This is a genomic window from Pantoea sp. PSNIH1 (assembly GCF_007680655.1).
GTDB classification, from domain to species: domain Bacteria; phylum Pseudomonadota; class Gammaproteobacteria; order Enterobacterales; family Enterobacteriaceae; genus Pantoea; species Pantoea eucrina.
Map to the genome: position 1 here is coordinate 849,733 of NZ_VEIP01000001.1, position 24,661 is coordinate 874,393.

Annotated in this window: 19 protein-coding genes, 3 tRNA genes and 1 other RNA gene; 12 read left to right on the forward strand and 11 right to left on the reverse strand. The window is 55.5% G+C overall.

Annotated elements, in window-relative coordinates:
• The first annotated feature begins 35 nt into the window (after positions 1-35).
• Positions 36-1,061, forward strand: coding sequence for an HTH-type transcriptional repressor PurR (purR, locus tag FS690_RS03915; protein WP_039384130.1), 1,026 nt, complete (start codon positions 36-38; stop codon positions 1,059-1,061).
• On the opposite strand, the gene punR is transcribed toward purR, so the two are convergent.
• The gene (punR, locus tag FS690_RS03920) at positions 1,058-1,969 is read right to left on the reverse strand and encodes a DNA-binding transcriptional activator PunR (protein ID WP_108569415.1); all 912 of its coding nucleotides are present in this window, start codon (positions 1,967-1,969) and stop codon (positions 1,058-1,060) included. The two genes, purR and punR, sit on opposite strands and share 4 nt — an antisense overlap.
• Before the next feature lie 108 nt (positions 1,970-2,077).
• Between punR and punC the strand changes: the two genes are divergently transcribed.
• Positions 2,078-3,271, forward strand: coding sequence for a purine nucleoside transporter PunC (gene punC / locus FS690_RS03925; RefSeq protein ID WP_145339102.1), 1,194 nt, complete (start codon positions 2,078-2,080; stop codon positions 3,269-3,271).
• A 272-nt stretch (positions 3,272-3,543) separates the two neighbouring features.
• Positions 3,544-4,692, forward strand: a complete 1,149-nt coding sequence (cfa, locus tag FS690_RS03930; RefSeq protein WP_108569282.1) for a cyclopropane fatty acyl phospholipid synthase — start codon at positions 3,544-3,546, stop codon at positions 4,690-4,692.
• Between the two features lie 34 nt (positions 4,693-4,726).
• Here cfa and FS690_RS03935 read toward each other — a convergent pair whose 3' ends face one another.
• Positions 4,727-5,383: a riboflavin synthase gene (locus FS690_RS03935; protein ID WP_039384122.1), complete on the reverse strand. Its 657-nt coding sequence runs from the start codon at positions 5,381-5,383 to the stop codon at positions 4,727-4,729.
• Between the two features lie 191 nt (positions 5,384-5,574).
• Here FS690_RS03935 and FS690_RS03940 point away from each other — a divergent pair, with 191 nt between their 5' ends.
• The 6 genes from FS690_RS03940 to FS690_RS03965 all read left to right on the forward strand — a co-directional run bounded on the left by FS690_RS03940 (position 5,575) and on the right by FS690_RS03965 (position 9,645).
• On the forward strand, positions 5,575-6,948 hold the full coding sequence (locus FS690_RS03940; RefSeq protein WP_145339103.1) for an MATE family efflux transporter: 1,374 nt from the start codon (positions 5,575-5,577) through the stop codon (positions 6,946-6,948).
• A gap of 154 nt (positions 6,949-7,102) precedes the next feature.
• Positions 7,103-7,179 (forward strand) — tRNA-Val (locus FS690_RS03945).
• Positions 7,180-7,182: 3 nt separating this feature from the next.
• A tRNA-Val gene (locus FS690_RS03950) sits at positions 7,183-7,259 on the forward strand.
• Between the two features lie 14 nt (positions 7,260-7,273).
• Positions 7,274-7,350: transfer RNA gene (locus FS690_RS03955), tRNA-Val, on the forward strand.
• A gap of 343 nt (positions 7,351-7,693) precedes the next feature.
• Complete coding sequence (gene pykF, locus FS690_RS03960; protein ID WP_039384119.1) at positions 7,694-9,106, forward strand: pyruvate kinase PykF; 1,413 nt, start codon at positions 7,694-7,696, stop codon at positions 9,104-9,106.
• 302 nt (positions 9,107-9,408) lie between these two features.
• Positions 9,409-9,645 carry a major outer membrane lipoprotein gene (locus tag FS690_RS03965; RefSeq protein WP_039384115.1) on the forward strand — a complete coding sequence of 79 codons (237 nt, stop codon included), beginning with the start codon at positions 9,409-9,411 and terminating at the stop codon, positions 9,643-9,645.
• Between the two features lie 88 nt (positions 9,646-9,733).
• Here FS690_RS03965 and FS690_RS03970 read toward each other — a convergent pair whose 3' ends face one another.
• Genes FS690_RS03970 through sufA form a run of 7 tightly spaced genes read right to left on the reverse strand, consistent with a single transcriptional unit; the run spans position 9,734 to position 16,336 of the window.
• Positions 9,734-10,708 (reverse strand): L,D-transpeptidase family protein, encoded by a 975-nt coding sequence (locus FS690_RS03970; RefSeq protein ID WP_145339104.1) that lies wholly within the window; start codon positions 10,706-10,708, stop codon positions 9,734-9,736.
• 60 nt (positions 10,709-10,768) lie between these two features.
• Positions 10,769-11,185 carry a cysteine desulfuration protein SufE gene (gene sufE, locus FS690_RS03975; RefSeq protein ID WP_071668772.1) on the reverse strand — a complete coding sequence of 139 codons (417 nt, stop codon included), beginning with the start codon at positions 11,183-11,185 and terminating at the stop codon, positions 10,769-10,771.
• Between the two features lie 20 nt (positions 11,186-11,205).
• On the reverse strand, positions 11,206-12,426 hold the full coding sequence (gene sufS / locus FS690_RS03980; protein ID WP_108569279.1) for a cysteine desulfurase SufS: 1,221 nt from the start codon (positions 12,424-12,426) through the stop codon (positions 11,206-11,208).
• Entirely contained in the window at positions 12,423-13,700 is a 1,278-nt protein-coding gene (sufD, locus tag FS690_RS03985; RefSeq protein ID WP_039384107.1) for a Fe-S cluster assembly protein SufD, read from the reverse strand. The genes sufS and sufD overlap by 4 nt, the downstream gene beginning before the upstream one ends.
• The gene (sufC, locus tag FS690_RS03990; RefSeq protein ID WP_039384106.1) at positions 13,675-14,421 is read right to left on the reverse strand and encodes a Fe-S cluster assembly ATPase SufC; all 747 of its coding nucleotides are present in this window, start codon (positions 14,419-14,421) and stop codon (positions 13,675-13,677) included. Before sufC ends, sufD begins: the two co-directional genes overlap by 26 nt.
• A 39-nt stretch (positions 14,422-14,460) precedes the next feature.
• Positions 14,461-15,954, reverse strand: coding sequence for a Fe-S cluster assembly protein SufB (gene sufB / locus FS690_RS03995; RefSeq protein ID WP_039384104.1), 1,494 nt, complete (start codon positions 15,952-15,954; stop codon positions 14,461-14,463).
• 7 nt (positions 15,955-15,961) lie between these two features.
• Entirely contained in the window at positions 15,962-16,336 is a 375-nt protein-coding gene (gene sufA / locus FS690_RS04000; protein ID WP_039384102.1) for a Fe-S cluster assembly scaffold SufA, read from the reverse strand.
• Between the two features lie 387 nt (positions 16,337-16,723).
• Between sufA and FS690_RS04005 the strand changes: the two genes are divergently transcribed.
• Entirely contained in the window at positions 16,724-17,128 is a 405-nt protein-coding gene (locus FS690_RS04005) for a hypothetical protein (protein WP_039385821.1), read from the forward strand.
• A gap of 30 nt (positions 17,129-17,158) precedes the next feature.
• Here FS690_RS04005 and FS690_RS04010 read toward each other — a convergent pair whose 3' ends face one another.
• A complete protein-coding gene (locus FS690_RS04010) occupies positions 17,159-20,212 on the reverse strand; it encodes an FAD-binding and (Fe-S)-binding domain-containing protein (RefSeq protein ID WP_104084799.1) in 3,054 nt (1,017 codons plus the stop codon).
• 201 nt (positions 20,213-20,413) lie between these two features.
• Here FS690_RS04010 and ydiK point away from each other — a divergent pair, with 201 nt between their 5' ends.
• Positions 20,414-21,523 (forward strand): AI-2E family transporter YdiK, encoded by a 1,110-nt coding sequence (gene ydiK, locus FS690_RS04015; RefSeq protein WP_039384098.1) that lies wholly within the window; start codon positions 20,414-20,416, stop codon positions 21,521-21,523.
• Positions 21,524-21,773: 250 nt separating this feature from the next.
• Positions 21,774-21,882: antisense sRNA RprA (gene rprA / locus FS690_RS04020), an RNA gene on the forward strand.
• 162 nt (positions 21,883-22,044) lie between these two features.
• Here the strand turns inward: rprA and ppsA are convergent.
• The gene (ppsA, locus tag FS690_RS04025) at positions 22,045-24,435 is read right to left on the reverse strand and encodes a phosphoenolpyruvate synthase (RefSeq protein WP_071668771.1); all 2,391 of its coding nucleotides are present in this window, start codon (positions 24,433-24,435) and stop codon (positions 22,045-22,047) included.
• Positions 24,436-24,661: the final 226 nt, after the last annotated feature.

Genomic DNA, 24,661 nt, shown 5'->3' on the forward strand with positions numbered 1-24,661 from the left:
CATAAAGTTGCGATAGGTTTAAGAGGTTCATTTTCATGGCAACAATTAAAGATGTGGCAAAACGCGCTGGCGTATCAACGACCACGGTTTCGCACGTCATCAATAAAACGCGCTTTGTCGCTGAAGAGACGCGTAATGCCGTGTGGGAGGCGATTAAAGCGCTGCACTACTCTCCCAGCGCCGTGGCGCGCAGCCTGAAGGTTAATCACACGAAAACATTGGGTCTGCTGGCGACATCCAGCGAAGCCCCCTACTTTGCTGAAATCATTGAAGCGATTGAAAACCACTGCTTCGCTCAGGGCTATACGCTGATTCTGGGCAATGCGCACAATGACCTGCAAAAACAGCGCGCCTATCTGTCGATGATGGCGCAAAAGCGGGTAGATGGCCTGCTGGTGATGTGCTCTGAGTATCCGGACGATCTGCTTCAGATGCTGGAAGAGAATCGCAATATTCCGATGGTGGTCATGGACTGGGGCGCTTCCCGCGGTGATTTTACCGATACCGTGCAGGATAACGCCTTTCAGGGCGGCTATCTGGCCGGCCGTTACCTGATCGAGCGGGGTCATCGCGATATTGGCGCTATTCCGGGCCAGCTGGAGCGCAATACCGGCGGCGGACGGCACGCCGGCTTCCTGCAGGCGATGCAGGAAGCGGGGATCGCGGTGCGTGCGGAGTGGATCGTACAGGGCGATTTTGAGCCGGAGTCGGGTTATCAGGCGATGCAGCAGATCCTGAGCCAGAAGCAGCGGCCTACCGCTGTGTTCTGCGGCGGCGATATTATGGCAATGGGCGCCATCTGCGCTGCTGATGAGATGGGCCTGCGCGTACCGCAGGATATTTCGGTGATCGGCTATGATAATGTGCGCAACGCCCGCTACTTTACGCCGGCGCTGACGACGGTGCATCAGCCCAAAGCTCAGCTGGGTGAGAAAGCGCTGGAGATGCTGCTGGACCGCATTACCAGTAAACGTGAAGAGCCGCAAACAATTGAAGTTCAGCCCAGTCTGATTGAGCGTCGCTCCGTCGGGGATGGTCCGTTTCGCGACTATCGCCGCTAAGCGCGGCGCTCGCTGAGCCACTCATGGTTTAGCGTCTCAGCATCCCCCAGGTATTCCAGCAGCCAGATCAGCGCTGGCGACGCCCGCTGCTCGGCCCAGCTGACGCAGCAGGGACTCTCCGGAAAGGGCTGCGGTAATATCAGCTCCACCAGCGCGCCGCTATCCAGTAGCGGCCGCGCCAGATGTCCCGGGATCATCCCCACGCACAGGCCAGCCTGCAGGCAGTCGATTCCGGTTTCCCACTCCGGCACCACCAGCCGGCGCTGATTATCCAGCGTCCAGGTCATACGGCGCGGCAGCGCGCGCGACGTATCTTCCAGCACCAGCGACGGCCAGGCGCGCAGCGCCTCTTCGTCAGGATGCGCGCTCTGCGCCAGTGGATGATCCGGACTGACCACGCAGCGCCAGTTAAGGGCGCCCATATCCTGAAAAGCAAAGCGTCCGCCAACCGGGATCGCCTGCGTGGCGCCGATGGCTACGTCAACCCGGCCATCGGCCAGCGCATCCCATACGCCGTTAAACACTTCATAGCTGATGATCAGCTCCATATCGGGAAAGTGGCGATAGAAATCTTTCACCAGCTGGCGCGTGCGCTGCGGCTTGACGATACAGTCAACGGCAATAGTGAGCTGGCCGCGCCAGCCGTTGGCCAGCTGCTGACACTGGCGTCGCGTTGCCAGCATTTTTTTGATAACAGAGCGGCCTTCTCGCACAAAATGCTCGCCGGCCGGCGTCAGGACCACCTCCCGATGCTGGCGTTCAAACAGCTCCACGGCAAGCCAGCTCTCCAGCTGCCTGATGGTATAGCTGATAGCAGAAGGCACGCGGTGCAGCTCCTGCGCTGCCGCGCTGAAACTGCCGGTGCGGGCGACGGCATCCGCCACCTCAAGTGCATATTCAGACCACATATTTTTGCCTTCAAAAAATTTAACAGCACTCTGCAAATATTAGCGTTTCACAAAGCTGACTGCACCCTTTTACACTCCTTCGCGTTTCCCTGCCGAATGAGAAAAATAGTGATGTCATCTAAAGGATTTCTGCCCTATCTGGCGCTGCTGAGCATGCTCGGCTTTCTCGCCACGGATATGTATCTGCCCGCATTCAGCGACATGCAGCGTGATTTTGCCACCGCTCCGGGTGTTATCAGCGCCAGCCTGAGCCTGTTTCTGGCGGGCTTTGCCTGTGCGCAGGTGGGCTGGGGACTTCTCTCTGACCGCATTGGCCGCAAACCGGTTTTACTGGCAGGCCTCTCAATCTTTGCCCTGAGCTGTCTGGTCATGCTATGGGCCGACAACGTCTGGCTGATGCTGGCGCTGCGCTTTATTCAGGCTGTGGGCGTCTGTGCCGCCGCCGTGAGCTGGCAGGCGCTGGTTATCGATCGCTACCCTAAAGCGCAGGCCAATAAAGTGTTTGCCACTATCATGCCGCTGGTGGCGCTCTCTCCTGCTCTGGCTCCGCTGCTGGGTGCCTGGCTGATGAGTCATTTTCACTGGCGCACTATTTTCCTGGTGCTGACGCTGATTACCCTGGTGCTGCTGGCAGGTACCCTCAGACTTCGCTCGCCGCGTATCTCTCAGGCGGCGCGCGGCGATCAGCCGGGCTGGCTGACGCTGCTCGCTACCCGCGCCTACAGCGGCAACGTGCTGATTTACTCCGCCTGCTCTGCCAGCTTCTTTGCCTGGCTGACGGGTTCACCCTTTATTCTGGCGGCCGCGGGCTTAACCCCGGCCGATATCGGGCTCAGCTATGTGCCGCAGACGATTGCCTTCCTTATTGGCGGTTTTGGCTGTCGTGCGCTGCTTAATCGCTTTCAGGGCGCGCAGCTGCTGCCCTGGCTGCTGCTGATTTACAGTCTGAGCATTATGAGCCTCTTTGCCGTTGCGCTGCTTCCCGCGCCGTCGCTTTTTGGCCTGCTGCTGCCTTTCTGCGGTATGGCGCTGGCAAACGGCGCTATCTATCCGATTGTGGTTGCCAGCGCGCTGGCGCCGTTCCCGCACGCCAGCGGTAAAGCTGCAGGTTTACAGAATCTGCTGCAGCTTGGCTTATGCTTCCTTGCCAGCCTGATTGTCTCGGCTGGTTTGCAGCAGGCGCTTTATCACACTACGCTGGTAATGGTAAGTACGGTGGTGCTCGCCTGGATGGGCTTCGTCTGGCAGCGCGCAACAGCTAAATCAGCCGATATCGCCCATCCCTGCGAAGACAACGCATAAGCCGGTCTGGTGCTATTTTGCCAGAGAGCGATCCGCCCGCATTCGCGCCGCGGGTCGCTATCTCTTCTGACATTCATAACAATAACAGCGCTCCCGGTCTTTCCGGGACAGCATCTGCGTGCGGCCAGGCCGCTGCGCATTGCGTGAGTCCGGACTATTCATACCTCTGTTAATGTGGTTTAGCTGCGCACGGCACCACCCTGCGTTCTTTCACAGACCTGATGCAGATCCTTCTGTTTCCCAGGTCATATTTACAAGGTGATGGAGAAGCTATGAGTTCATCATGTGCAGAAGCAGTCACTCCCGAAGAGAATCCGTGGTTTCGTATTGCCCGGGAGTTACTTGAACAGGCAGATATTCGCGTTAATGGTTCACGACCATGGGATATTCAGGTTCATCATGCTGGCTTTTTTAAGCGCGTGATGCAGGAAGGCTCACTGGGTCTGGGCGAAAGTTACATGGATGGGTGGTGGACGTGTGAACGACTGGATATGTTTTTTCATCGCGCGCTCAGACATCATCTCGATCATCAGCTGCCGCACCACTTTAAGGATACGCTGCGTATCGCCGCTGCCCGGCTGACCAATCTGCAATCAAAAAAGCGCGCCTGGCAGGTCGGCAGAGCGCACTACGATTTGGGTAATGACCTGTTCAGCCTGATGCTGGACCCGTTTATGCAGTACTCCTGCGGCTACTGGCCTCATGCGCAAACGCTGGAAGCGGCGCAGGAAGCCAAGCTGGATCTGATCTGCCGCAAACTGCAGCTTGAACCCGGCATGTCTCTGCTAGATATCGGCTGCGGCTGGGGCGGGCTGGCGGAGTTTGCTGCCCGCCGCTACGGTGTCAGCGTATATGGCGTCACTATCTCCCAGGAGCAGCAAAAGATGGCACAGCAGCGCTGCGCCGGACTGGACGTCACGATACTGCTGCAGGATTATCGCGACCTTGAGCAGCAGTTTGACCGCATCGTTTCCGTCGGGATGTTTGAGCACGTTGGCCCGAAAAATTATGCGACCTACTTCAGGGTGGTTAACCGCAACCTGAAACCCGGCGGCCTCTTTCTGCTGCACACCATCGGGGCGGTAAGAACCGATATGCGGGTAGATCCGTGGATCGATAAATATATTTTCCCGAACGGCTGCCTGCCCTCTGTGCGACAGATAGCGGACGCCAGCGAGCCTTATTTTATTATGGAAGACTGGCACAACTTCGGGACCGATTATGACACCACGCTTATGGCGTGGCATACGCGTTTCCTGGCGGCGTGGCCGCAGCTCTCTGCCCGCTATGATGAGCGTTTTAAGCGTATGTTCAGCTACTATCTCAATGCGTGTGCTGGTGCCTTTCGCGCCCGGGATATTCAGCTGTGGCAGGTGATGTTCAGTCGCGGCTATGAAGGCGGGCTGCGCGTTGCGCGCTAGGTTAAAAAGGCGCGCTGCGCGCCTTTACTGAAGTTTATTCTGCCGGTCCGGCCGGCGCTGTTGCTGCGGCAATCAGGGCGGCTTCACGCTGCGCCATAACGCGCTCAACGGTATCCACAATCGCCTGCGTTTGCGGATCGATTTCGATATTGACCTTATGCCCCAGCTTTTTGCTTCCCAGCGTGGTGCGCTCCAGCGTTTCCGGGATCAGGTGGACGCAGAATTTGGTTTTGGTCACATCGCCGACCGTCAGGCTGATGCCATCAATACCGATATAGCCTTTGCGCAGAATATATTTTATCTGTTCTGCATCCTGCAGTCTGAACCAGACTTCGCGGTTATTTTCCGACTGAATAATTTTGCAGATTTCAGCGGTGGTCATAATATGACCCGACATCAGGTGTCCGCCAATTTCATCGCTGAATTTAGCCGCACGCTCAATATTGACTCTGTCACCCACCTGCAGCGCACCCAGATTGGTAATGCGCAGCGTCTCTTTAATCAGGTCAAAGCTGACCCGATCCTCTTCGATGGCCGTTACGGTCAGGCAGCAGCCGTTGTGCGCTACAGACGCCCCCAGCTCCAGCCCTGGCAGCAGGGCTGCATCAAGACGTACAGTATGAGTGCGAAACAGCTCTTTCTCTTCAATGGCGACAATTTCCGCCACGCCCTGCACAATACCCGTAAACATAACTATCCTCTCCACGCGTTTGTCTTAGCTTATCACAGCCTGCCAGCACAACTTAATTTGCGCATGCGCAATGGTTGCATAAAAGGCAAATAAATTTGTTATCATTATTTGTTCCGCGTGCGGGCTCTGGCTGCATTGAGCGCGCATTCGCCGGGAATAGTCTCTCTTTCTCTTAATCAAACAGGTGATACGTGCAGAAGTATTTAACAGAAGCGCGTCAGCTGCTGGCCCTCGCAATCCCGGTGATCCTCGCTCAGGTAGCCCAGACTGCGATGGGATTTGTAGATACCGTTATGGCCGGTGCGGTAAGCGCCACGGATATGGCCGCCGTTGCTGTTGGCACCTCTATCTGGCTTCCCGCCATTCTTTTTGGTCACGGTCTGCTACTGGCACTGACGCCAGCCGTTGCGCAACTCAACGGGTCCGGACGACGTGAACGCATTGCCGAGCAGGTGCGCCAGGGGTACTGGCTGGCACTGGCCGTTTCGCTTGTCATTATGGTTGTGTTATGGAACGCGGGCTATCTTATCCGCGCAATGCATGACATTGACGCCGATCTGGCCATTAAAGCGGAAGGTTACCTGCATGCGCTGCTCTGGGGCGCACCAGGCTATCTTTTTTTCCAGGTGGCGCGTAACCAGTGCGACGGTCTGTCTAAAACCAAACCCGCCATGCTGCTGGGCTTTCTCGGACTGCTGACCAACATTCCGCTGAACTACATCTTCATTTATGGCCACTTTGGTATGCCGCGTCTCGGCGGCGTGGGGTGCGGCGTGGCAACCGCCTCCGTCTACTGGGTGATGTTTCTGGTTATGCGCTTCTGGCTCCGGCGTATGCCGGCGATGCGCGATATTCGCATGGCCTCACGCTGGTCAGCGCCCTCGCGCGCTATTCTCACGCGGCTCTTTTCGCTGGGGTTACCGGTAGCGCTGGCGCTGTTCTTTGAAGTTACGCTGTTTGCCGTAGTGGCGCTGCTGGTTTCACCACTGGGCATTGTGAATGTCGCAGGACACCAGATCGCGCTCAACTTCAGCTCACTGATGTTTGTCCTGCCGCTGTCGCTGGGGGTAGCCACCACGATTCGCGTGGGTTACCGGCTGGGTGAAGGCTCGGCGGAAGGTGCACGCACCGCCGCCTGGACCGGTCAGGGCGTGGGCATCGCCATGGCGGCCTGCACTGCCCTGTTTACCGTCACGTTCCGTCACGATATCGCCGTGCTCTATACGGCGAACCCTGCGGTCATTACGCTGGCTGCCCAGCTGATGCTGCTGGCTGCGATCTATCAGTTCTCCGATTCGATTCAGGTTATCGGCAGCGGGATCCTGCGCGGTTATAAAGATACCCGCTCGATCTTTTTCATTACGCTGATCGCTTACTGGGTATTGGGACTGCCGGCAGGCTATATCCTGGCGCTGACTGACTGGATTGTTCCGGCGCTGGGTCCGGCCGGATTCTGGTGCGGGTTTATTGTGGGCCTGACCTCTGCCGCCGCGATGATGATCTGGCGTATTCGCCGTATGCAGCGTCTGCCTGCAGAGGTTATTCTGGCGCGGGCGGCGCGCTAAGTGGCTGAACGGGCGTTTATCTGGCCCGCAATGCTGAAAAAAGCGACGCTTCGCACAGATGCTGGTCAGTCGTCCCGATTTTCTGTTTTTTTCCCTTGCCAGGTTTCCGGCGTACCGTTAATATTCGTCCCCGCTGTCGCCCTGACAGCGTGTTGCGCTCTTAGCTCAGTTGGTTAGAGCACCACCTTGACATGGTGGGGGTCGATGGTTCGAGTCCATTAGAGCGCACCAAGTGCGTCCGTAGCTCAGTTGGTTAGAGCACCACCTTGACATGGTGGGGGTCGGTGGTTCGAGTCCACTCGGACGCACCAGTTTGCTGTATTGCGCGCTCTTAGCTCAGTTGGTTAGAGCACCACCTTGACATGGTGGGGGTCGATGGTTCGAGTCCATTAGAGCGCACCACTTCGCTGTATCCTCTTCTTGCGCAACGTCGCTTTCCTTGATTCAGGTCGATATCCCCTGCTGCTTTTATATTGGTTTTCGCATACTTAGCGATTATACTATGACTCGTTGTTTCACCTGAAAGGTTTCAGCGCTGACGTGCCTATGCCATCAATGTCTCTGATTTGCGCAACGCCGCCCTGCCGGCCTGCTTCTGCAACGCATAACTTCCCTGCACGCTCAGTTCCTGTCACCTATTCTTACTTCTGTATTATCCGTAGCCACAATCGTCACATTTTCACTTCGGTGCTCCGCGCATCGGATACCGACCTTTATCATCCATCACAACATACAGATATCTGACATGAAAAAGACCAAGATTGTTTGTACTATCGGGCCGAAAACCGAATCAGAAGAGATGCTGACCCAGCTGCTGGAAGCAGGCATGAACGTTATGCGTCTCAACTTCTCGCACGGTGATTACGCCGAACATGGTCAGCGCATCGCAAATATGCGTGCCGTCATGGAAAAAACGGGGCATCAGGCCGCGATTCTGCTGGACACCAAAGGACCGGAAATCCGCACCATGAAGCTGGAGGGTGGCAACGACGTTTCACTCAAGGCGGGCCAGACCTTTACCTTTACCACCGATCAGTCTGTGATTGGTAATCATGAACGCGTCGCTGTTACCTATGCCGGTTTTACTGAAGATCTGAAAATTGGCAACACGGTTCTGGTTGACGATGGCCTGATTGGCATGACCGTTACTGAAGTCACGGAAAACAGCGTAGTGTGTGAAGTGCTGAATAACGGCGACCTCGGCGAAAACAAAGGCGTTAACCTGCCTGGCGTCTCTATCCAGCTGCCTGCACTGGCAGAAAAAGATAAGCGCGATCTGATTTTTGGCTGCGAGCAGGGAGTGGACTTTGTCGCCGCGTCGTTTATTCGTAAACGCTCTGACGTGCTGGAGATCCGCGAGCATCTGAAAGCGCATGGCGGCGAAAACATCCAGATCATCTCTAAGATCGAAAACCAGGAAGGCCTTAACAACTTCGATGAAATTCTCGAAGCGTCTGACGGCATCATGGTTGCGCGTGGCGATCTGGGCGTAGAGATCCCGGTTGAAGAGGTTATCTTCGCGCAGAAGATGATGATCAAAAAGTGCAACAAAGCCCGCAAAGTGGTCATCACTGCTACGCAGATGCTCGACTCCATGATCAAAAACCCGCGCCCTACCCGTGCTGAAGCGGGCGACGTGGCTAACGCCATTCTTGACGGTACTGACGCCGTGATGCTGTCTGGTGAGAGCGCCAAAGGCCGCTATCCGCTGGAGTCGGTCACGATCATGGCCACCATCTGTGAGCGTACCGATCGCGTGATGAAGTCACGCATCGACGAGCTGAAAGATTCCCGCAAGCTGCGTATTACGGAAGCTGTCTGCCGTGGTGCCGTTGAGACCGCAGAGAAACTGGAAGCACCACTGATTGTTGTAGCCACCGAGGGCGGTAAATCAGCAAAATCAGTACGTAAGTACTTCCCGGATGCAACCATTCTCGCCCTGACGACCAACCAGACCACTGCCCGTCAGCTGATCCTGAGCAAAGGTATCGAGACTCGCCTGGTCGCCCGCATTGAATCAACCGATGATTTCTATCGCATTGGTAAAGAGCTGGCGCTGGAAAGCGGCTACGCGCAGAAAGGTGATGTGGTCGTGATGGTTTCAGGTGCCCTGGTGCCAAGCGGAACTACTAACACCGCTTCCGTGCACGTGATTTGATTTAACGTCACACTTTATTTAAACAAGCGCCTTAACCGGCGCTTTTTTTATTCCATCGCTAATCTATAATCAGAAAAATTCAAATCGAAAATAACTATTCAATATGTTGTGGAATTAAGGTTAATCCGATTAAATCCCTCTGTTTTCGCTAAATATTTTCATCATATTCTGCCAGATGCTGCTTCTTTGAGCGAACGATCAAATTTAAGCATGTTCTCATCAAAAATTTATTCTCAACTTAAAAAGCTTTGTGCAATACTTGTAACGCTACATGGAGATTAACTTAATCTAGAGGGTATAAAATGAAACGTACTAAACTGGTACTGGGCGCGGTAATCCTGGGTTCAACTCTGCTGGCTGGTTGCTCAAGCAACGCTAAAATCGACCAGCTGTCTTCAGACGTTCAGACTCTGAACGCTAAAGTTGACCAGCTGAGCAACGACGTGAACGCAGTGCGTTCTGACGTTCAGGCTGCTAAAGATGACGCAGCTCGCGCTAACCAGCGTCTGGACAACCAGGCTCACTCTTACCGTAAGTAAGAGTTCTGGTTTGAAAAATGGTGCCCTGGTGGCACCATTTTTTTTGTGCTGATTCCAGCGCCCGGTGGCGCTGTCTGACCGGCTGACTTCAGCCCTGCGGCTCTGCTGCAACCTGCTCTGCCGTCTCTACGGCAACCGGCTCGCCGCTGCTGACCAGCACCGGCATACCTGAACGGCGCGTCATCGCCTCCTCAATCAGCGCACTGTCGCTTTTCGCACTGCGGCTAAAGGCTTTCAGAGCGGTGCTGCGCACCAGCGGCTGCGTCTGCGGATCATCTTTTTCACTGCGCGACAGCGGCTGATGAACCTCAATATAGCGTTTACCGTCTGGTTCGATGGCGTACTTCACCGGCTGATTAACAATCTGAACGCGCGTGCCTGCCGGGACGCTGTTGAACAGCGCTTCAATATCAGCGGGACGCAGGCGAATACAGCCGGAGCTGACGCGCATGCCGATGCCAAAGTCAGCGTTAGTGCCGTGAATCAGGTAGTGTCCCTTGCCATACGCCAGACGCAGGGCGAACAGTCCCATCGGATTGTCAGGGCCGGCCGGAACCGTCACCGGCAGCGTCACGCCCTCTTTCGCATAGCGCTTGCGAATATTTGGCGTCGGTGTCCAGGTCGGGTTGGGAATTTTCTGGCTGATACGCGTCACCATATCGGGCGTCGCAGCGCCTAACTGGCCAATGCCGATTGGATAGACCACCACGCGGTTTTCTCCCGGCGGATAGTAGTAGAGGCGCAGCTCAGCCAGATTAACCACAATCCCTTTGCGCGGCGCATCCGGCAACAGCATCTGCAGCGGCACGGTGATCTGCGTACCTGCCGCCGGCAGCCAGGGATCAACGCCGGGGTTTGCTTCCAGCAGGCCGAGCAGTCCTGTGCTGTAGCGCGCTGCCACGCTCTCCAGCGGCTGTTTGTTATCAGAGATAGTGGTCAGAACGTTTTCGCCGATCAGGCGGCTGTCGTCGGCAGGGAGAGGATATTCAGTAGCCATTGAAGGTGCAGAGAGTCCAAAGCAGGACAGCAGCAGTGCACCAGCTAAACGTAACGCAGGTTTCATGCAGGTTTCTCTTTCTGGATGGAAAAGACCCCGGCTAAACCGGGGTCTGAAGAGTGTACCTTAGCAGAGCTGCTGAGCGTTATGCCGGATAGCGCGGATCATCGCTTCCAGCCCCTGAGAACGCGTTGGCGTCAGGTGCTGAGTCAGCGCCAGTTCCGCAAACCAGTGGCGCACATCCAGCTCGAGGATCTCCTGCGGCTTCAGCCCCTGATAGAGGCTAAATACTACTGCAATCAATCCCTTAACAATAGCTGCGTCGCTATCCCCTTCAAACGCCATCGATCCATCCGCCTGCGGCGTCATGCGGATCCAGACCTGGCTCTGACAGCCTGAAATGACATACTCAGGCTGATGCAGGCTTTCAGAGGATTCTGGTAATTTTGCACCCAGCTCAATGATGTAAAGGTACTTCTCTTCCCAGTTAGCGCAACGATTAAAGTTGCGCACCAGCTTCTCTTTTTCCGGCAGGTTCGCCATCTGTTACTCCTGAAATCTGCTTAGCCCAGCAGGCGATGGATACGCGTCAGGCCAGCGGCCAGCCGATCTGCCTCATCTTCGGTATTATAGAGCGCGAAGGAGGCGCGACACATCGCCGGTACGGCATAGTGGCGCATCAGCGGCATCGCACAGTGGTGACCGGTGCGAATGGCAATACCATACTGATCGAGGAAGCTGCCAACGTCAAAGGCGTGATGTTTACCCAGGTTAAAGGCGATTACCCCGCTGCGCTGCGCTGGACCATAAAGCACGATGTCCGGTACTGAAGCGAGTTTGTCCAGCGCGTAACGCATCAGCGCGCTTTCGCGTGCATGAATAGCGTCAAGACCCAGTTCACTTACCCAGTTCAGTGCGGCACCCAGACCGATGATACCGCCGGTATTAGGCGTACCCGCTTCAAAGCGCCACGGCGCGCTGTTCCAGGTGGTTCCCACCGGCAGCATGACCTGGTCAATCATGGACCCCCCGCCTTCCCACGGCGGCATCTGCTCCTGCAGCGCTTTACGCGCATAGAGTACGCCGATACCGGTCGGACCGTAAATTTTATGTCCGGAGAAAACGTAGAAATCACAGTCGATATCCTGCACGTCAACGGCGTGATGCATCACCGCCTGCGCGCCATCAATCAGTGTGACCAGGCCGGCTGCTTTCGCCTGAGCGACCAGCGCCTTAACCGGGTTAACGGTGCCCAGCACGTTAGAGACGTGCGTGACCGCCAGCAGCCGGGTACGGCTGTCGATAAGCGAAGCAAGCTGCTCTGTAGCCAGTTCACCGCTATCGCTGAGCGGCAGGACGCGGATCTCAGCACCGGTGCGCTGTGCCACCATCTGCCACGGCACGATGTTAGCGTGATGCTCCATCTCGGTAATGATGAGATTGTCACCAGGTTGCAGCTGACTGCCGCCCCAGCTATTGGCTACCAGATTAATGCCTTCGGTTGTGCCTTTAACAAAGATAATCTCTTCATGCGAAGCCGCATTCAGAAAGGCCGCAGCCTGCGCGCGTACCGCTTCCATATCGCTGGTGGCCTGCGCGCTCAGCGAATGGATGCCGCGATGCACGGCGGCGTAGCCGTGCTGGTAAAAATGACTTTCCGCGTTGATTACCGCGAGCGGACGCTGCGCGCTGGCCGCGCTGTCAAGGTAGGCCAGCGGGTGTCCGTTGACCTCACGACTCAGGATCGGAAACTCCGCTCTGACTCGTTCGGAATCGAAACTCATGAATGTACTCCAGGGAAACGCTGTGAGATGCGTGCCAGCACCGCCTGACGCAGAATGTCATCATCCAGCGTTTCGGTCAGTTCGGCGGCAAAAGCGTGGATGATCATCTGCTGCGCCGCTTCTTCAGCGATACCGCGCGAGCGCAGATAGAACATCTGCTCATCATCAATGCGGCCGATGGTGGCACCATGGCTGCATTTTACGTCATCGGCGTAGATCTCCAGCTGTGGCTTGGTATCGACTTCCGCCAGCCGGCCCAGCAGCAGATTATTGTTGGTCATCTGGCCATCGGTTTTCAGCGCGTGCTGTGCCACTTTGATGTGACCATTGAAGACGGCACGGCCTTTTTCGCGCGAAATGGTTTTATGCAGCTGACGACTCAGGCAGTGGCCTTTGTTGTGCTCCAGATAGCTGCGGGTATCTGCGATTTCGCTGCCCACCGGCAGGACCAGGCTGTTCATTGCCAGCTCGCTGTTTTCGCCATTCAGCTGCGTGCTGGTGTTATGACGTGACAGGCCGGCGCCCAGCAGGAAGCTGGTGCTGCTGACGCGCGCATCCTGACCCATCACAATGTCATTATGCGCAAAGTGATAGCTGCTGCTGGTTTCAAAGGCGAGCTTGGTATGTTTCAGCTGCGCATTATCCGCCACGGCAAAGGTGATCCGCGCGCCGGTAAAGTGCGCCGCGTCATTCAGCGTGACATAGTGCTCAACGATTTCCGCTACCGCACTCTGCTCCAGCTCTACATGATGACGATGATGCACGGTATTGAGCGCATCTGCCTGACCGCTGGTGATATGCAGCAGGTAGAGTGGGCGGGTAGCCGCTTTGCCGCGCGCCAGACGAATCGTCGTCACCTCTTCTGCCAGGCTCTCTGTCAGATGCAGGAAGATCTCCGGCTGTACCGGCGCCGGCAAATCGCGACGCTCAGCTGCCTGAACGTGCTGGATCTCAAACAGATCGGTTTCCGTGCTGCTCAGCGCAGGCTGGAAGCGGCCATCAACAAATACCAGTCGTACCGCGTCCAGCGGCAGCGCCAGCGCATCCGCCTGCTCACGGCTGAGACTCTGCGCGGAAGGCAGCACAAAGTGCTGTCCCAGCAGGCTCTCCAGCGACGTATATTTCCAGTTTTCATGCTTGCGGGTGGGCAAGCCTTCACGCATCAGCTGCTGCCAGTGCTGCTGCGCCTGCAGCGAGCGCTGCTCGCCGCGAGACTCAAACAGATGGTGCCACTGCTGCAGGGCATTATCACTCTTCGTCGGTAAGCCAGCCATAGCCTTGCTCCTCCAGCTGTTTCACCAGTGAAAAGTCGCCAGACTTAACGATTTTACCCTGATAAAGAACGTGCACGTGATCCGGCTTAATGTAATCCAGGATACGCTGATAGTGCGTTACGATGATGAAAGAGCGCTTACCGTCGCGCAGGCTGTTAACGCCCTCAGACACGATTTTCAGGGCATCGATATCCAGACCCGAATCGGTCTCATCGAGAATGCAGAGTTCCGGCTCCAGCGCCGCCATCTGCAGAATATCATTGCGCTTCTTCTCACCACCGGAGAAGCCGACGTTAACTGAACGCGTCAGCAAATCTTCCGGCATTTTCAGCAGCTTGATCTTATCTTCGATAAAATCCTGGAAGTCGAAGCGATCCAGCTCTTCCTGCTCGCGATATTTGCGTACTGCATTAACGGAGGTCTGCAGGAAAAACTGGTTGCTGACACCCGGGATCTCTACCGGGTACTGGAACGCCATAAAGATGCCTTCTCCGGCACGCTCTTCAGGTTCCAGCGCCAGCAGATCTTTCTCTTTAAAGGTGACAGAGCCACCGGTGATCTCGTAATCTTCGCGACCCGCCAGCGTTGCTGAAAGCGTACTTTTACCTGAGCCATTCGGGCCCATAATGGCGTGGACTTCACCTGGTTTAACTTCCAGGTTCAGACCGCGCAAAATCTCTTTATCTTCAACGCTAACCTGTAAATCTTTAATACTTAACATACTTATTCCTTCACATTGCTTCCGGCAACGCGTGTGGCATCAGCCGACACTGTGCTCAAGGCTGATCGCTAACAGTTTTTGTGCTTCCACGGCAAATTCCAGTGGCAGCTCGGAGAAAACATCTTTACAGAAGCCGTTGACGATCATAGAGATCGCATCTTCTTCGCTGATGCCGCGCTGCAGGCAGTAGAACATCTGATCTTCGCCAATACGTGACGTAGTGGCTTCATGCTCAAGCTGCGCTGTGTTGTTGCGCGTTTCTACATACGGGAAAGTATGCGCACCGCAATCGGGACCAATCAGCATCGAGTCACACTGCGTAAAGTTACGCGCATTGGTTGCCGTCGGCATGATTTTCACCAGACCGCGGTAGGTATTCTGGCTTTTACCCGCCGATATCCCTTTAGAGATAATGGTCGATTTGGTGTTTTTACCGATATGGATCATCTTGGTACCGGTATCCGCCTGCTGGCGACCGCTGGTCAGGGCAACCGAGTAGAACTCACCTACGGAGTAGTCACCGCGCAGGATACAGCTTGGATATTTCCAGGTAATCGCAGAGCCGGTCTCAGACTGCGTCCAGGACATCTTGCTGTGATCGCCTTCGCACAGGGCGCGCTTGGTAACGAAGTTGAGGATACCGCCCTCACCTTCGCCGCCAGGGAACCAGTTCTGTACCGTGGAATATTTCACTTCAGCATTTTTATGGATGATGACTTCAACGACCGCTGCGTGCAGCTGATAAGTGTCACGTACCGGCGCCGAGCAGCCCTCGATATAGCTGACATAGCTGTCTTCATCTGCAATCAGAATGGTGCGCTCAAACTGACCTGTTTTCGCCGCGTTGATGCGGAAATAGGTCGACAGCTCCATCGGGCAGCGTACCCCTTTCGGGATATAAACAAAGGTGCCATCGGAGGCTACCGCTGAGTTAAGCGCAGCAAAGAAGTTATCGTTGTGTGGCACGACAGTACCCAGATACTTCTGTACCAGTTCCGGATGGTCATGGATCGCTTCACCAAATGAGCAGAAGATAATGCCCTGTTTGGCCAGCTTGTCACGGTAGGTGGTTGAGACCGACACGGAATCGAAAATCGCATCGACAGCGACCTCTTTACCTTCACGTACCGGAACACCCAGCTGATTAAACGCGTCTTCCACTTCCTGAGTCAGGTAGTCACTGGAGGCCACGCTGCCCGACGCCTGGGTTGCACCCGGCTCAGATGCGCAGCTGTCGTCACAGTTCCCGCATGATGGCGCAGAAAAGTAGCTGTAATCCTGATAGTCGAGCTTGTCATAGTGCGCTTTTAACCAGTGCGGCTCTTCCATTTCAAGCCAGGCACGGAAAGCCTTGAGCCGGAACTCAAGCATCCATTCGGGTTCGTTACGCTTAGCCGAGATCGCACGCACGACATCTTCATTAATGCCGTGTGCCAGTTCGTCGGTTTGTAACCGGGTAAAGAAGCCCTCTTTGTAGTTGAGCTTGCCTTCCCAGGTCTGTACATCATCAGATGCTTCGCTATGTCGTGACATATTTCACTTACTCGACGCCAAAGCTTTCACCGCACCCGCAGGCGTGCTGAGCTTTAGGGTTATTGAATTTAAAGATCTGGTTCAGGCCTTCACGGACGTAGTCCAGCTCGGTGCCGTCGACAAACGGCATTGCCTGAAGCGGCACAAAGAGTTTTGCGCCAAACTGCTCAAACTGCAGATCGTCATCGGCTGGCTCTTTTACCAGATCCATGACATAACCAAAACCGGCACAGCCAGATTGTTTCACGCTCAGTTTCAGACCCTTTACTTCCGGGTCCTGTTCAACCAGAGTCAGGATCTGTTTCGCTGCCGACTCGGTCAGCGTAAGTCCTTTCCAGACAAAATCGTCAGGCGAAAAGGACGCGGCGTTTACTGATGACATCGTTGTACCTCGCAAGTCTGGACCTTCTCAGGCTATCCCCCTATGGTAGTGATATCGCCTATCACTTCAACCTCTTGTTTTGCAGGGATAATCATCTCGTGCTGTTTTTTCTGCTTAATTATTAAGCATAGTCCCTTTAGTACGGCCTGTAACAGACAGTTTTTATTCGGGACAAATATTACAACCTATTGATATCGTAACATTTTATAAAAACCGGCCCTAAAGCAATTAACCTGTATACAGGTTACGCCTTTACCGAATGTAAAGAGATTGTTATTGCCGATTTTAGTAACAGGTTACAGACATCAATATATTTCTTTAGCGGGAATTGCATTCCTGACGCAGTTTAATATGATAATGATTATCATTAACTATTTAGGCGGCGCTATGACACGTACCGTTTCAGCCTGGTTACAACACAAAATCAGCGACTACCGATTTGCCGTGCGCGACATCACCGTAGATTTTTATCTGGCCGAAGCCAGACTCAACCGGCCAGAGTGCTCACTGGAGCAGCTGCGCCGGTTTAACGATACCTGCCTGGATATGGCGGAAATCTGCGATATCAACGGCGACGATCGCAGCTATCTGCACGCCTTAGGCAAGCTGCACCATCGCCTGATTCAGGAGATGGGCAACGATGACCGTGACCGGCTGTTTCGCCTGCAGGCGTATCAGTTCGCCCGCCAGTCGCTGACGCATTTATGCCAAAAGCTTGCACAAAGCGGCGACTGGGACCAGATAACGGGCCTGCAGCGTGATTTTGTCCGCCACGCTGGCTGGATATTCTAATCCAGCTTTGTGACGGCTCCTACATTTTGTTTACATCAATTCCAGCAGCGCCTGTAAAGGATGACGCATGCCGTTGCCTTCGGCACGTTTCACCTGGCTGCGACAGGAAAAGCCGGTCGCCAGACAGCGCTGGCGCGGCAGCCGCTGCAGCTGCGGATGCCAGGAGAGCGCATAGATGCCGAGCGAGTTCTCCAGATGCTGCGCCTCGTGGCCATACGTCCCCGCCATGCCGCAGCAGCCGGTATTGATATTTTCCAGCCGGGCACCGAAGCGGGCAAATATCTTCTGCCATTGATCCGGCGTAGCGGGCAGCGCGGTCACTTCCGTACAGTGCGCAAACAGATACCAGGGCTCGCCGCTGACCGGCTGATTTACGCCATCAGCCAGCGCCTGCTGCAGCCACTCATGCACCAGTAGCACGCTGAAATCACCGCGCTTGCTTTTCAGTACCTGCTGATACTCATCGCGATAGCAGAGCACAGTGGCCGGGTCGACCCCGACCATCGGGATCCCCAGTTTTGCCACCCGATTGAGCAGTTCAGCAGTTTTCGCTGCGGTACGGGCGAAACGCTGCAGAAACCCCTTAACATGCTGCGCTTTGCCGTTGGGAGAGAAAGGCAGCAGCACCGGACGGTAACCCAGCTTTTCAATCAGTGAAATAAAGTCGGTCACCAGCTGCGCTTCGTAGTAGCTGGTAAACGGGTCCTGCACCACCAGCACGCACTGCTGCCGCGCTGCGCTATCCATCGCTTCCAGCTGCTCCAGCGTCAGGTTCATTGCCGGATGCCCGCTCAGACGCTGTTTAAGGTTAGGTGCGGAGAGCTGAGGCAAATCCACCATACCGATATGCGTTTTGCTGAATTCGCGCATCCACGGCTGCTGCAGGAAGAAATTGAACACCTTTGGCGCTTTCGCCATCAGCGGCGCATAGCTCTCTACGCTGGCCACCAGGTGATCGCTGACCGGTCGCAGATAGCGCGTATGGTAAAGTTGTAAAAAGCGCGCGCGGAAATCGGGCACATCGATTTTAATCGGGCACTGGGTCGAACAGGCTTTACAGGCCAGACAGCCCGACATCGCCTCTTTTACCTCATGGGAAAAATCGTACTCTCCGCGGTTAGCGTGCCAGCTGTTACGCGTACGCTGGATCAGCATACGCAGGCTGGCTCCCTGCTGCGGCAGCGCCTGCTCAAGCTGGTCAGGATCAACGCCCTGCTCCGACAGCAGGCGCAGCCATTCACGCGTCAGCGTCGCGCGTCCTTTCGGCGAGTGAATACGATTGCGGGTGATTTTCATCGACGGACACATCGGGCTGCGCACATCAAAATTGAAGCAGAGGCCGTTGCCGTTGCACTCCATCGCGCCGCGCCAGCTGGTGCGTACCGTCAGCGGGATCTGACGATCCAGATCGCCGCGCATCGCGCCATTCACCTGCATCATCGGCGCATCGCTCTCCAGCGGCGTGCAGATTTTACCCGGATTCAGCCGGTTATCGGGATCGAACGCGCGTTTGATACGACGCAGCTCGGTAAACAGCGTTTCACCGAAAAAGGCCGGACTATACTGCGCGCGGAAACCTTTGCCATGCTCCCCCCACAGTAACCCGCCGTAACGGGCCGTCAGCGCGACCACTTCATCTGAAATCTGCTTCATCAGCAGCACCTGCTGCGGATCGCACATATCCAGTGCCGGACGCACGTGCAGCACGCCCGCATCAACATGGCCAAACATACCGTAGCTCAGGCCGTGGCTATCCAGCAGCGCGCGAAACTCACCAATATAATCGGCCAGCTGCTCCGGCGGCACCGCCGTATCTTCCACAAACGGAATTGGCTTGGCGCGCCCCTGTGCATTGCCCAGCAGGCCAACCGCCTTCTTACGCATCGCGTAAATACGCTCGACCTCAGCCAGTTCATTACAGATCTGATAACCTATGACGCCACCCTGCCGCTCAGCCATCAGCGTATCCAGCCGGTCGCAGAGACGGGCGATTTGCTGTTCGATAAGTGCGCCATCATCGCCGGCAAACTCCACGATATTCAGTCCCAGCATCGTTTTATCCGGGATATCGGTGATCAGTTCTTTAACGGAGTGCCAGACAATATCTTCCCGCGCCAGATTCAGTACTTTTGAATCCACCGTCTCCACTGACAGCGCCTGCGCTTTTACCATAAATGAAGCGTTGCGCAGCGCGGAGTCGAAAGACTCATATTTAACGTTAACCAGACGACGGACTTTGGGGATTGGCGTGATATCAAGACGCGCTTCCGTAATAAACGCCAGCGTGCCCTCGGCACCGCACAACAGCCGCGTGAGATCGACCTGCTGCATGTCATCACTGAAGACGTGGCGTAAATCGTAACCGGTCAGGAAGCGGTTAAGCTTTGGAAATTTTTCAAGGATCAGCGCGCGCTGCTCACGACAGCTTTGCAGCACCGTCTGGTAGATGCGGCCCTCAGGCGTCGGCGTTGCGGCGAGCTGCTCCGCCAGCGCCACCGGTATGGCGCGCGTATCAAGGATATCGCCGCCCAGCAGCACCGCGCGTAACCCCTCGACATGATCGGAAGTTTTACCATATACCAGCGATCCCTGACCTGAGGCATCGGTGTTGATCATGCCGCCCAGCGTGGCGCGGTTACTGGTGGAGAGCTCCGGGGAAAAGAAGAAACCGTATGGCCGGAGCCAGGCGTTGAGCTGATCTTTCACTACTCCCGCCTCAACCCGCACCCAGCCCTGTTCGGTGTTGATCTCCAGAATGCGGTTCATGTAGCGCGACATATCAACCACAATGCCCTGATTCAGCGACTGTCCGTTAGTGCCGGTGCCGCCGCCGCGTGGCGTAAACGTCAGGCTGGCAAAAGCGTCCTCACCGGCGAGCCGCGCAATCAGAGCGATATCTGCGGTCGAACGCGGAAACAGTGCCGCATCCGGCAGAAGCTGATAGATGCTGTTATCCGTAGAGAGTGAGAGACGGTCGGCATAGCTGGTAGCGGTATCGCCGGTAAAACCCTGCTCTTTGAGCGCCTGCAAAAAGGCGAGAACTTGCTGAACCAGGCCAGGAGCCTGCGGAATTTGTGGGATCATGGTGTCGTGACCGGGATGTTGTAAACGTTTGCGTAGTAATTTTTCAACGTCTGGTTGTATCACATTTTTTTCCTGTCTGCTGGCATTTCCCTTCCCCGCTTCTGTGGCCCTGCTTTTCCTGTTTAATTTTCAGGAAATAGCGCATGATGATCCCGGGCCAGGGGCCCTTCCTGAAGGATTAACTGAGGTTAAATCGCTGTTATGAAAAGCCTGCAACGCGGTGTGGATCTGCCGCAACTGCTGTTCTCACTGATGTTTATTTTGCTGATGATTATCGCCTGTCTCTGGGTGGTACAGCCTTTTATTCTGGGCTTTGCCTGGGCAAGCATGGTTGTTATCGCAACCTGGCCACTCATGATTCGCCTGCAGCATCTGCTGTGGGGACGCCGCTCCCTGGCCGTTATCGCCATGACGATTCTGCTGCTGCTGCTGTTTATCATTCCGATTGCGCTGCTGGTCAGCAGCCTGATTGACAACAGCGCCCCGGTTATCGCCTGGGCTACTCAGCGCCATCTGCTGATGCCGGAATTCGCCTGGCTGCGGGAGATCCCGTATGCCGGCAACAAGCTCTATGTCAGTTACCATAAGCTGGTGGATGGCGGCGGTTCAGCGATCATGCGTCAGGTGCAGCCCTATATTGGTCGCACCACGGGCTTCTTTGTCGCACAGGCGGGACATTTTGGCCGCTTTATGCTGCATCTGGCGCTGATGCTGTTATTCAGCGTGCTGCTTTACTGGCGCGGTGAGCAGGTGGGACAGGGTATCCGCCACTTCGCCTACCGTATGGGGGGGCCCCGTGGCGATGCTGCGGTGCTGCTGGCCGGACAGGCAATACGGGCCGTTGCGCTGGGTGTTGTCGTCACGGCGCTGGTGCAGGGGGTATTAGGCGGGATCGGACTGGCGATCTCGGGCATACCTTATGCCACGCTGCTGACGGTGCTGATGATCCTGACCTGCCTGGTCCAGCTGGGTCCGCTGATTGTTCTGGTACCCGCGATTATCTGGCTCTACTGGAGCGGTGATACGACGTGGGGCACGGTGCTGCTGGTCTGGAGCTGTATTGTCGGCACGCTCGACAACGTGTTACGTCCGGTGCTGATTCGCATGGGTGCCGATTTACCCATGATTCTGATCCTCTCAGGTGTTATCGGCGGCCTGATCGCCTTTGGCATGATTGGCCTGTTTATCGGCCCGGTCGTGCTGGCGGTCTCTTATCGCCTGGTTTCAGTCTGGATGCACGAGGCTCCGGCGCCGGATGATGATGTGGAAACGGCAATTGAAGCGCTGACAGAGCATGAAGAGCTGCCCTGATACCTCTGATGCTCGCAGCGGCCTGAACATTCATGCCCGGGCATTTTTCAGGCACGCTGTTTTTCATAAACGGTTTTTAAGAAAAAACGCGATTTTTAGCGCTTAACGACGTTTCGCTGGCTGGAATGATTATTTTTCATACTGAATCGCCCGATGCAGCGGGCAAAAGAGGCGACAAAAGATTATCAGCTTTAAACTAATAAGAGGATTCTTAAAGACTATAGCAGGCGCAATAAATAATATGTTTCTCATGTTGGAAATCAACCTACTGATTTTTAAACAACCTTTTTCCCCTGAGTAACGTAAAAGAATTGCTGTGTGTAGTCTTTGCCCATCCCCTGTGATGGGCTTTTTTTTGGCCTGCATTCAGCGCCCGCTGTAGCAGTGCGTGCTATCTGAACAGGCGGGATGCTTAGCGGCTAAAACTCAGGGTTATTATGCTGAAACAGTGGCTCATCCGCAGCTTAAGCCTGCATGAATCATGACGCGTACGGTATAACCTTACGCGTCATGTTCAGAGGTTAAGCGCGCTGAGCAGAGTCAATCTCAGCCAGGCTCAGCCAGGTTTCCACCACCGTATCCGGATTAAGCGACAGGCTGTCAATGCCCTGCTCCATCAGCCACGCGGCAAAATCCTGATGATCTGAAGGACCCTGTCCGCAGATACCGACATATTTGCCCTGTTTTTTTGCGGCCTGAATCGCCATCGAAAGCAGCGCTTTCACCGCTTCATTGCGCTCATCAAACAGAGCAGACACCACGCCAGAATCGCGATCCAGCCCCAGTGCCAGCTGCGTCATATCGTTGGAACCGATGGAGAAACCGTCGAAGTGCTGCAAAAACTGTTCTGCCAGCAGCGCGTTTGACGGGATTTCACACATCATAATCACCTTCAGACCCGCTTCACCGCGCTTCAGCCCGTGCTTCGCCAGTTCAGCCACGACCGCTTCCGCCTGGTCAACGGTGCGCACAAAAGGCACCATGATTTCAACGTTACTCAGCCCCATCTCATTGCGCACCCGCTTCACGGCTTCGCACTCCAGCGCAAAACAGTCGCGGAAGCTGTCAGCAACGTAGCGCCCGGCTCCCCGGAAACCAAGCATCGGGTTCTCCTCTTCCGGCTCGTAGCGCTCTCCGCCGACCAGATTGGCGTACTCGTTCGATTTAAAATCGGACAGGCGCACAATCACGCGCTTCGGCGCAAAGGCGGCGCCCAGGGTAGCAATCCCCTCCGTCAGGCGCGCGATATAGAACTCAACCGGATCGTCAAAGCCTTTCATCATCTGGCGGATCTGCTGCTGTAGCTCCGGCGTCTGCTGATCAAACTCCAGCAGCGCTTTAGGATGCACGCCGATCATGCGGTTGATAATAAACTCCAGCCGCGCCAGGCCGACACCCTCATTGGGCAGACAGGCGAAGTCAAACGCGCGATCGGGATTACCGACGTTCATCATGATCTTAAGCGGCAGATCGGGCATCGAGTCGACCTGAGAGCTGGCGATTTCAAAATCGAGCAGGTCATTGTAGACGTAGCCGGTATCGCCTTCGGCGCAGGAAACCGTCACTTTATGCCCGTCACGCAGGTGATCGGTGGCATCACCACATCCCACCACCGCCGGGATCCCCAGCTCACGTGCAATGATCGCCGCATGGCAGGTGCGTCCGCCGCGGTTGGTCACGATAGCCGACGCTTTTTTCATGATAGGTTCCCAGTCCGGGTCCGTCATATCGGTGACCAGCACGTCGCCCTTCTCAATGCGGTGCATTTCGCTGATATCGTGGATCACCTTGACTTCACCCGCACCGATACGGTGACCGATGGCGCGTCCTTCAACCAGCACCTGGCCCGTGCCCTGCAGGCTGTAGCGCTCCATCACCTGACCATTCGAGCGTACGGTTTCCGGTCGCGCCTGTACGATATAGAGCTTGCCGGTATGCCCGTCTTTTGCCCACTCGATGTCCATCGGGCGCTTGTAGTGCTGTTCAATCAGCACCGCCTGGCGTGCCAGCGCCTGTACTTCGTCGTCGGTCAGGCTGAAACGATCGCGCGTTGCCTGCTCCACATCCTCAATGCGCACCTGCTCGCCATGCGTCTGAGAATCGGCATACACCATGCGGATTTTTTTAGACCCCATCGTCCGCCTGACAATAGCCGGGCGGTTTGCCGCCAGCGTCGGTTTATGCACATAAAACTCATCCGGGTTGACCGCACCCTGTACCACCATCTCACCCAGCCCCCAGGCTGAAGTGATAAAGACGACCTGATCAAAACCTGACTCAGTATCAATGGTAAACATCACGCCAGAGGCGGCAAGATCGGAGCGAACCATACGCTGCACCCCGGCCGAGAGCGCCACGCCGCGATGATCGTAGCCCTGATGCACGCGGTATGAGATAGCCCGATCGTTAAACAGCGAGGCGTATACGTGCTTAACCGCCACCAGCACGGCATCAAACCCCTGTACGTTGAGGAAGGTCTCCTGCTGCCCGGCGAATGAGGCGTCAGGCATATCCTCGGCAGTCGCGGATGAGCGGACGGCAAAAGAGGCGTCGGCATCATCAGCAGAAAGCTGCTCATAAGCAGTACGAATAGCCGCTTCCAGCGCCGGCTGAAACGGCGTGTCCACGACCCACTGGCGGATCTGCTTGCCCGCCTGGGCCAGCGCCGCCACGTCATCAATATCCGTGATATCCAGTAGTGCATAAATGCGCTGGTTCAGTCCGCTTTGGTCGAGAAACTGATTAAACGCGTCAGACGTCGTGGCAAAGCCGTTCGGGACGGATACGCCCAGCGACGACAAATTGGTAATCATTTCTCCAAGAGAGGCATTTTTGCCTCCCACCCGATCAACATCATGCATGCCAAGCTGGTTATACCAGAGCACTAGCGATTGTTGGTCTTGATTGGACATTGAGATGATCCTTTTAAATGATTAGGGCACATGGAACATTTTGCTATTCGCCACAGCAGCCTGGCATAACTGGTTTATAAAGACTAAGTGTTGAATCGTTAAAGCAAAAAAAGAGAGACAAAATCAGACTATTACCTGCCGGGGCTGACGTTGCGCAAACGGCACTATTATTACTAACAGCTTGCTGCAATAACGAATTTTCCCTTTTTATAGCATTATCAGCGGA

Bases quoted from the DNA above. Each gene is read 5' to 3' on its own strand.
- FS690_RS04010 (WP_104084799.1), bottom strand. From the start codon at position 20,212: ATGATCCCACAAATTCCGCAGGCTCCTGGCCTGGTTCAGCAAGTTCTC.
- FS690_RS03935 (WP_039384122.1), bottom strand. From the start codon at position 5,383: ATGTTTACGGGTATTGTGCAGGGCGTGGCGGAAATTGTCGCCATTGAA.
- purR (WP_039384130.1), top strand. From the start codon at position 36: ATGGCAACAATTAAAGATGTGGCAAAACGCGCTGGCGTATCAACGACC.
- ppsA (WP_071668771.1), bottom strand. From the start codon at position 24,435: ATGTCCAATCAAGACCAACAATCGCTAGTGCTCTGGTATAACCAGCTT.
- FS690_RS04005 (WP_039385821.1), top strand. From the start codon at position 16,724: ATGACACGTACCGTTTCAGCCTGGTTACAACACAAAATCAGCGACTAC.
- FS690_RS03970 (WP_145339104.1), bottom strand. From the start codon at position 10,708: ATGAAACCTGCGTTACGTTTAGCTGGTGCACTGCTGCTGTCCTGCTTT.
- sufC (WP_039384106.1), bottom strand. From the start codon at position 14,421: ATGTTAAGTATTAAAGATTTACAGGTTAGCGTTGAAGATAAAGAGATT.
- pykF (WP_039384119.1), top strand. From the start codon at position 7,694: ATGAAAAAGACCAAGATTGTTTGTACTATCGGGCCGAAAACCGAATCA.
- cfa (WP_108569282.1), top strand. From the start codon at position 3,544: ATGAGTTCATCATGTGCAGAAGCAGTCACTCCCGAAGAGAATCCGTGG.
- sufS (WP_108569279.1), bottom strand. From the start codon at position 12,426: ATGAGTTTCGATTCCGAACGAGTCAGAGCGGAGTTTCCGATCCTGAGT.
- sufE (WP_071668772.1), bottom strand. From the start codon at position 11,185: ATGGCGAACCTGCCGGAAAAAGAGAAGCTGGTGCGCAACTTTAATCGT.
- sufB (WP_039384104.1), bottom strand. From the start codon at position 15,954: ATGTCACGACATAGCGAAGCATCTGATGATGTACAGACCTGGGAAGGC.
- punR (WP_108569415.1), bottom strand. From the start codon at position 1,969: ATGTGGTCTGAATATGCACTTGAGGTGGCGGATGCCGTCGCCCGCACC.
- ydiK (WP_039384098.1), top strand. From the start codon at position 20,414: ATGAAAAGCCTGCAACGCGGTGTGGATCTGCCGCAACTGCTGTTCTCA.
- sufA (WP_039384102.1), bottom strand. From the start codon at position 16,336: ATGTCATCAGTAAACGCCGCGTCCTTTTCGCCTGACGATTTTGTCTGG.
- sufD (WP_039384107.1), bottom strand. From the start codon at position 13,700: ATGGCTGGCTTACCGACGAAGAGTGATAATGCCCTGCAGCAGTGGCAC.
- FS690_RS03965 (WP_039384115.1), top strand. From the start codon at position 9,409: ATGAAACGTACTAAACTGGTACTGGGCGCGGTAATCCTGGGTTCAACT.